Raw genomic sequence first — 6,896 nt, 5'->3', positions numbered from 1 at the left:
GTACGCTGGTGAAGGTAGTGGGCTGGTACGACAACGAGGCCGGTTACTCGCAGCGTGCCGCCGACCTGATTGTGCGCATTGGCTAAGATGATAATCATGTAAAATAATAGGAGAGCCCACCCCTTGGTGGGCTTTTTTTATGGTTAATTATATTTAAGAATTCGTATATTGGTGCACAAAGGTCATGCTCCGGGTTGAGAAATGTCATCCTACACAGGCAAATAGTGGCTTACTTTTGTTTTATTAATTACAACACCAAAATAGAATAAAACCATGAGAAGGATTCTAGTACCCACCGACTTTTCTGAACAGGCGCAACATGCATTTGAGGTAGCTATTGCTATTGCGCAAAAAACAGGTGCCACCATAAAACTGCTCCACGCACTCGACCTGCCGTACAGCACCTCCTCGTTTAGCGCTACCGGTGATACCATGAATACCAGAACCGACATGGACTATATTTTTACGCTGAAACTGCTGGAAAGAACCAAAGCCCAGATGCATGCCCTTATTCAGTCGGTGCACGGAAGTGGAGTAGAGGTTGTGGAAGATGTGGATACCGACCATGTGTTCAGCAAAATTAAACGGGTTATTGAAGAAGATAACATCGATTTGGTTGTGATGGGCTCCAAAGGTGCCAGCGGTATGAACGAATTTCTGGTGGGCTCTAACACTGAGAAAGTAGTGCGAATAGCTCCATGCCCGGTGCTTACGGTCAAAAAGCATCACGATTCGTTTCAAGTGCGCGACCTGGTGCTGGCTTCTGATTTTAAAAAAGAGGCTAGTTCAGCGTTTGAGCGCTTCAAGTATTTTCAGCAGGTTTTTGGTGCAAAACTACACCTGGTGTACATCAACACACCTGGTAACTTCGAATCTACTGAGAACCTGAAGACCCAGATGCAGCAGGTGGCCGATAAGTACAAACTGCAGAATTACACAATCAGCGTGTTTAACGATGCAAACGAAGAAGACGGCATTCTGCGGTTTGCAAACGAAATCAAGGCAGATATGATCATGATGGCTACACACGGCAGAACCGGTTTTGCCCACCTGCTACGGGGCAGTATAGCCGAAGACCTCGTAAACCATGCCGACCTGCCAGTACTAACCTTCCATTTAGGTTAGCAGTATATGGCTCTGCAGCCATATACCCTTGACGGTTATTTGACGATTTACCTTTTGAAGGCCGTTTTTATTTGAATAATTGACATAAAGCTGTAGTAAAAAACATTTAGCCATACCAGAAGTAAAAGCTGGAGGGTTTAAACGGCAGCGGAATAAATTTTAAAAGTTGTTTCAGAAAGTCCGGTTTGTGTAAACAGGCCGGGCTTTTTTGTTATGCCACAGAAAGGCTTAAATTTGCGCCAGCAGCAGTAACGCTGTTTGTCGTAATCCATAGAAACTAACAGCCTCAGCATGGTTCAGCTATTGCCGCATATCCGGTTTATTGTAAATCCGAAGTCGGGCCCACGTAGCAACGAAAATGTGGTGAACCGGATTCAGGAGTACCTGGACCACCAGAAATACAGCCACGATGTAGTGTTTACCGAGTACGCCGGCCATGCACCCGACCTGGCAAGGCAGGCAGCGCAGGAGGGATGCGCCGTGGTGGTGGCCGTAGGAGGCGATGGTACCATGAACGAAGTAGCCCGCGGACTGCTCTACACCGATACAGCGCTGGCACTGCTGCCAAAGGGCTCTGGCAACGGCCTGGCTCGGCACCTGCTCGTGCCCATGAGCCTGAAGGGGGCGATGCAGGTAATAAACGAAGGAAACATTACTCGCATCGACAGCGGAACCATAAACGGGCATGCTTTTTTTACAGCGGGAGGAATCGGTTTTGATGCCTACATCAGTTCGGTGTTTGCCGGTAACAAAAAGCGAGGACTCAAAACCTATGTGGAGCTTGTGCTGAAAGAGGTACTGCACTACAACCACCTGCCCGTGAGCATAAAAATAAACGGCACCACCCTTACCACCGACTGCTATGTGCTGGCTATTGCCAATGCAGCGCAATACGGCAATAACGCCTACATTGCACCATTCGCTGATATACAAGATGGGTTGTTTGATATTTGCCTCGTCCGGAAACTGGATGTTGTAAAAGCCCTGAACCTGAGCTACAGCATGCTCACCAAACAAAAAGCAAGTCCTGATACGGCAGAGTATTTTAAGACAGATGCTTTTGAAGTAAGCACGGCACATAAGATCATGTACCACGCCGATGGCGAGTACCTGGGCGAGGCTTCAGACTTCAGCATCAAAATGTTGCCGCAATCGTTAAAAGTAGTAACTCCTATTAAAAGAACATAAGCACATAGCCGAATGAGGCTGTTTATAGTATGAGCGATAAAAATAAAAAAGGACGCCAGGGGGTGGTATACTCTACCGACTCCGACTTTAACTACGCCTACGACCAGGACCAGGAAACTGAAACCCTGCCACCGCAGCAGCAGAACCTGAAGGTACAGCTCGACAAGAAGGCCAGGGCGGGCAAGCAGGTAACGTTGGTCTCTGGTTTCGTGGGCAAAGACGACGACCTGAAAGAGCTAGGTAAACTCCTTAAAAACAAATGCGGGGTAGGTGGCAGTGTCAAAGATGGCGAAATTCTGATTCAGGGCGATTTCAGGGATAAGGTACTGCAGGTGCTGCAGGCAGCCGGCTACAAAGCTAAAAAAGCAGGTGGTTGAGAATAGAATTTATTAACTAGATGTTAGATCCTTCCTTAGTTATAAGCTGAAAAATCTTCCTAATAGTGATCAGCTGCCAAAAGGTTTTATTCTATAGTAGGCACGGAGACAGTACCCGTGAGGGCATGGTCGTTTCATTCTCCGTACAAGGGTGTTTGCACCTGCGATCAATCTTCAGATGTAAAGCCTGTGGCGTAGCGTTGCTGTAACTATTTCACTACTTTTTGCACAGGAGAAGAAAGAGTGACTTTTTACTCACTCATACATTCATTCAAAATTTCTCCTTCTTCATCTCCAAATCTCCAAGTTGGAAAATCAATCATTTGACAATTCAGCAATTAGCGACTAACAACCAACAACCGCCGATTATTCAAATAAAAAGGGCCTTCCGGAGCTGTTTTAAGGGTCTTAGGCCTTAGGGTCGAGTTGCTTTAGGAGGCGGGCAGGGCCTTCAATAATATAGAAACTCGGCGATTTGCTAACAAAAAGCTTTCCGGCCATAGCGGCTGCTTTGGGAGGGGTAGGTTTGTAAACTTCTGTATTCGATTTCTGGCTTAGTTTCACCTGCTCATAGCCCATGTCGGAAAGGCGTTTTTGAAGTTCAGGGTAACTTATTTTGGTGGTGGCCACTAATAATCGGGTTCTTCGGTACCACAACAATAGTAGCAGGGTAAAAAGCAGGCTGAAGATTGCCGCATTCAGCATTATTTCTTTTACGGCGGTGCCTGCCTCCGTTTCGAAACGGTTGGTAAAGGCATACCACAACCCGGTAAGCAGGCTGTAGGCACTAAAAAAGTACAGGTTCAGCTTTACAAACCGAAGTAATACATAGTTTTTCATCAGAAACTTGTCGGCCTAATCTTCAGCAAGGGCTGCCTGCACCTTCAGCAAATCTTCCGGCGTGTCTATTCCAAACGTTTCGAGAGTGGTAACGGCCGTCGAAATTCGGAAGCCGTGCTCCAGCCACCGCAACTGCTCCAGCGACTCGGCCAGCTCCAGGCCCGAAGGAGGCAGCTGTGTTATCTGCTCCAGAATATCGGTGCGGTAACCGTAAATGCCGATATGTTTGTAGTAAGTGTGCTGCAGGTGCCAGTCTTCTATGGGCACGTTGCGGCAATACGGAATTGGCTGCCGGCTGAAATAAAGTGCTTCTTTGGCCAGGTTTACGATTACTTTCGGAGAGTTAACGTTAAAAAGTTCTTCATGGCTTTTCACTTCCTTAATGAGCGTAGCCAGCTGTGTGGCTGGTTTCCTGAAACAATCGGCTACCAGGTCTATTTGCTCCGGCTTAATAAAAGGCTCGTCTCCCTGAATATTGATCACATAACTAAAAAGCGTTTCCTGCAACTGGTAAGCCTCGAAGCAGCGATCGGTACCGCTCTGGTGATGGGAACTGGTCATAACGGCGTTTCCCCCGAATGCCTGCACATGCTCCAGAATCCGCTGGTCGTCGGTAGCTACAAGTACTTTGGCCAGGTTTGCTTTGCTGGCCTGCTCATACACCCGCTGAATCATGGATTTGCCTTTGATTTCGGTAAGAGGTTTGCCCGGAAAACGGGTGGAGCCGAAGCGTGCCGGTATAATGCCCAATATGTCCATAGTAGTCGCTTGCTGTTCAAGGACCGGTTTGTTCGCAGTCCGGTGTAAAAATACAGAAGCAGGTGGAGTATTTCAGCTGAACCTCCAATTTTTTAGTCCGAATCTGGCTTTTCCTGCTGTTTCGGCAGCCCTTTTTGAATGTTACAGGTGCTTTAATGTGAATTATTGTAATGAAAAAGGCCTTCAGAAGGATTTTAAGGATTTTTGGGTCAAGGGTGCGGACCTTCGCTTGGCCTAATAAATAACTAATATAGATGGTGACTTAACTTATTGGAATCCGAACCTGTATTGCCATCTGTCATAGGACACAAGATTTTATGTTAATCCTGTTATAGTTGGCGTCGTAACTTTCCGGAAATCGAAATTGCATAGTTCGAGAAACAGAACACAGGTATCAGGAAACAGGACTTTTTTAATCTTACTATTGAAATTGAAAAACCAAGCTTTGAAATCCGAAAGGTTATGTCGCAGTCTATAAAATGAAAAACTTAATTGTTGATTTCAGATAAGTTGTGTCGTCATCTATAATTTAAGAGTACTTCATACAGTATTAATCTAACTATCATAGTTGCAAAGCGGTATGGAAGGCCTTATTGGTTCTGCCACTTAGTGTACAAACCGCTCAAACAATCTGAAAACCAAGCAGGAAGTGGATAAGGTACTGTACTTTAACTTCGGGCTAACTTAACCACCTGTCACCGCTTTTTAATCGAGATAATCCGGATGCCTTCCATGGCTCTGCTTTCTGTGGAGAGGCCGCAGCGTCTGTCTATTTTCTGCTGAAGGCGCTCAAATTTAACTTTTACTGCCGTGGGTTCTTCTGTTTTAAAAGCCTCGTCAAGTGTGTTCTCGTTTTCAGGCTTGTAGAGCGTATCGTTTACCACCAGATGAAACCCGCAACCATCTGCCATGTACTCGCCCGACCACACCAGCGTCGCATTTGTTTCTTCGGTTAGGGTATTGCCGGAGCTGGAACAGGCGCTGAAGACCATTGGCGTAAAAAGGGCAAGAAGTACTCGGAAGGCAGTTTTCATGTATATAATCGGTAGAAATGTGAGGCTTAATTCAGCTTAATTAAATTTACTGCTAAAAGTGCAAAGCGTAGAACATGGTTCTACAGGGGCAGAGGTTCAGCCCTACAAAACGTGCATTCAGGCGCATTGGCAATATCTTGCTTTAAAGCTGGGTAAACTGTTAACTTACCGTTTTTATGTCGGTTCGCTTTACGCGCAACGAGAAGGTGCTCTGGTCCATTACCTGCACCGTTTCTCCTTTTTCGATGTAGCCGTCTAAGGCCTGAGCATCGTACAGCACATCATCTATTAAAACACGCCCACTGGGTACCATGCGGGTGTGGGCAATGCCGGTTCTCCCGATCAGGTGGTCGGTGTTATTGGCCGAGCGGTACCCGTCTTTGCTTTCGAAGGTGGTTTGTAGCACCATGCGTTGCATCGCCTTGCTGCCAACCACATGCTTCCAGGTAAGTGTAATAAGAATAACAGCACCTATCATGCCTGTTACCACTGCAATCATGCTTTTCATAAGTTCTTCGGAGGCTACAAAGGTAAAGTCGAAGTTCTGGTTATTGACCATTATCAGCACCAGCGACAGAAACACGACTACAATGCCACTGATGCCTGTTATCCCGAAACCAGGAATAACGAACACCTCCAGCCCGATCAGCACTAGACCAAGTATAAACAACAGGATCTCCCAGTTCTCGGCAAGCCCGTTGAGGTAGTAGGGAGTCAGGTACAGGAAACCGGCCACCAGCGCGGCCAGCAGCGGAAACCCGACACCGGGCGTCTGCAACTCAAAATAGAGGCCTCCTAAAATAACGAGCAGCAACAAGCCGCTCAGAAAAGGGTTCAGAAAAAACGAAATGATTCTATCAACAGTGCCCAGTTCAAAATTAACTACTTCGGCATCCTGCAGGTTCAGCAACTGGAGCACCTCCGGAATGCTGGCAGCGCGGCCTTCGCAGAAACCAAGCTTTATGGCCTCGGCAGTGGTAAGGCTCAGCACCTGACCAGCAGAGAGGGTGCTGTCTACGCTGGCTTCTACCATGGCTTCGGCTAAATGCGGGTTACGACCGTTCGACTCGGCTGTAGACCGCATTATGGAGCGCATATACGACTGGTACTTGCCCGGAGCTGCCTGTCCATCGGCACCAACAACAGTGGCAGCACCAATATTAGCCCCCGGCGACATGTAAATGCTGTCGCAGGCCAGCGATATAAGAGCCCCGGCAGAGGCTGCGTTCGAATTAATAAACACATACACTGGTTTCGGGTACTCAAGAATGCGCTTCCTTATCTCGTCTGCATCGTTCAGGGCACCGCCAAAGGTGTCCAGCTCCAGCAGAACATAGTCTGCCTCTTGCCTGGTGGCTTCTTCAAGTGCCAGCTTGCTGTAGCGGTTGGTGCGCGGATCAATCTCCGTCTCAATTTTCATGACGAAAACTTTGGGTTTAGGGGCCTGCGCTGCAGCGCTGAACGAGAGCAGCAGGTAACAGACAAGCCCAAACAGGAAAAGTGCATGGCGTTGCTTTGCTAGAGATTTCATAAATTGGGAACCAGTTAAGTAATGCGGCCTTTCTTTTAGCTT

7 protein-coding genes are annotated in these 6,896 nt (G+C 47.3%); 3 read left to right on the top strand and 4 right to left on the bottom strand.

The window, feature by feature from the left end; translation table 11 throughout:
• The first annotated feature begins 273 nt into the window (after positions 1 to 273).
• The 3 genes from FVR03_RS14030 (at position 274) to FVR03_RS14020 (ending at position 2,690) form a co-directional block, all read left to right on the top strand.
• Positions 274 to 1,125: a universal stress protein gene (locus FVR03_RS14030; protein WP_147922389.1), complete on the top strand. Its 852-nt coding sequence runs from the start codon at positions 274 to 276 to the stop codon at positions 1,123 to 1,125.
• 291 nt (positions 1,126 to 1,416) lie between these two features.
• Positions 1,417 to 2,313 (top strand): diacylglycerol/lipid kinase family protein, encoded by an 897-nt coding sequence (locus FVR03_RS14025; RefSeq protein WP_147922388.1) that lies wholly within the window; start codon positions 1,417 to 1,419, stop codon positions 2,311 to 2,313.
• 29 nt (positions 2,314 to 2,342) lie between these two features.
• A complete protein-coding gene (locus tag FVR03_RS14020; protein ID WP_147922387.1) occupies positions 2,343 to 2,690 on the top strand; it encodes a translation initiation factor in 348 nt (115 codons plus the stop codon).
• Positions 2,691 to 3,098: 408 nt separating this feature from the next.
• Here the strand turns inward: FVR03_RS14020 and FVR03_RS14015 are convergent, their stop codons facing one another.
• The 4 genes from FVR03_RS14015 to FVR03_RS14000 all read right to left on the bottom strand — a co-directional run bounded on the left by FVR03_RS14015 (position 3,099) and on the right by FVR03_RS14000 (position 6,854).
• Positions 3,099 to 3,530 (bottom strand): hypothetical protein, encoded by a 432-nt coding sequence (locus tag FVR03_RS14015; protein ID WP_147922386.1) that lies wholly within the window; start codon positions 3,528 to 3,530, stop codon positions 3,099 to 3,101.
• 15 nt (positions 3,531 to 3,545) lie between these two features.
• Positions 3,546 to 4,289, bottom strand: coding sequence for a 3-deoxy-manno-octulosonate cytidylyltransferase (gene kdsB / locus FVR03_RS14010; protein WP_147922385.1), 744 nt, complete (start codon positions 4,287 to 4,289; stop codon positions 3,546 to 3,548).
• 695 nt (positions 4,290 to 4,984) lie between these two features.
• Positions 4,985 to 5,323 (bottom strand): hypothetical protein, encoded by a 339-nt coding sequence (locus FVR03_RS14005; RefSeq protein WP_147922384.1) that lies wholly within the window; start codon positions 5,321 to 5,323, stop codon positions 4,985 to 4,987.
• Between the two features lie 160 nt (positions 5,324 to 5,483).
• Positions 5,484 to 6,854, bottom strand: coding sequence for an NfeD family protein (locus tag FVR03_RS14000; protein WP_147922383.1), 1,371 nt, complete (start codon positions 6,852 to 6,854; stop codon positions 5,484 to 5,486).
• Positions 6,855 to 6,896: the final 42 nt, after the last annotated feature.

The sequence above is a fragment of the Pontibacter qinzhouensis genome (assembly GCF_008017455.1).
Lineage (GTDB): Bacteria > Bacteroidota > Bacteroidia > Cytophagales > Hymenobacteraceae > Pontibacter > Pontibacter qinzhouensis.
The sequence above is the reverse complement of the archived record's forward strand: the minus strand, read 5'-3'. Positions and strand labels throughout refer to the sequence as shown.

Excerpts from the sequence above, each read along its gene's own strand:
- FVR03_RS14030 (WP_147922389.1), top strand. The coding sequence starts at position 274 with ATGAGAAGGATTCTAGTACCCACCGACTTTTCTGAACAGGCGCAACAT.
- FVR03_RS14015 (WP_147922386.1), bottom strand. The coding sequence starts at position 3,530 with ATGAAAAACTATGTATTACTTCGGTTTGTAAAGCTGAACCTGTACTTT.
- FVR03_RS14000 (WP_147922383.1), bottom strand. The coding sequence starts at position 6,854 with ATGAAATCTCTAGCAAAGCAACGCCATGCACTTTTCCTGTTTGGGCTT.
- FVR03_RS14020 (WP_147922387.1), top strand. The coding sequence starts at position 2,343 with ATGAGCGATAAAAATAAAAAAGGACGCCAGGGGGTGGTATACTCTACC.
- kdsB (WP_147922385.1), bottom strand. The coding sequence starts at position 4,289 with ATGGACATATTGGGCATTATACCGGCACGCTTCGGCTCCACCCGTTTT.
- FVR03_RS14025 (WP_147922388.1), top strand. The coding sequence starts at position 1,417 with ATGGTTCAGCTATTGCCGCATATCCGGTTTATTGTAAATCCGAAGTCG.
- FVR03_RS14005 (WP_147922384.1), bottom strand. The coding sequence starts at position 5,323 with ATGAAAACTGCCTTCCGAGTACTTCTTGCCCTTTTTACGCCAATGGTC.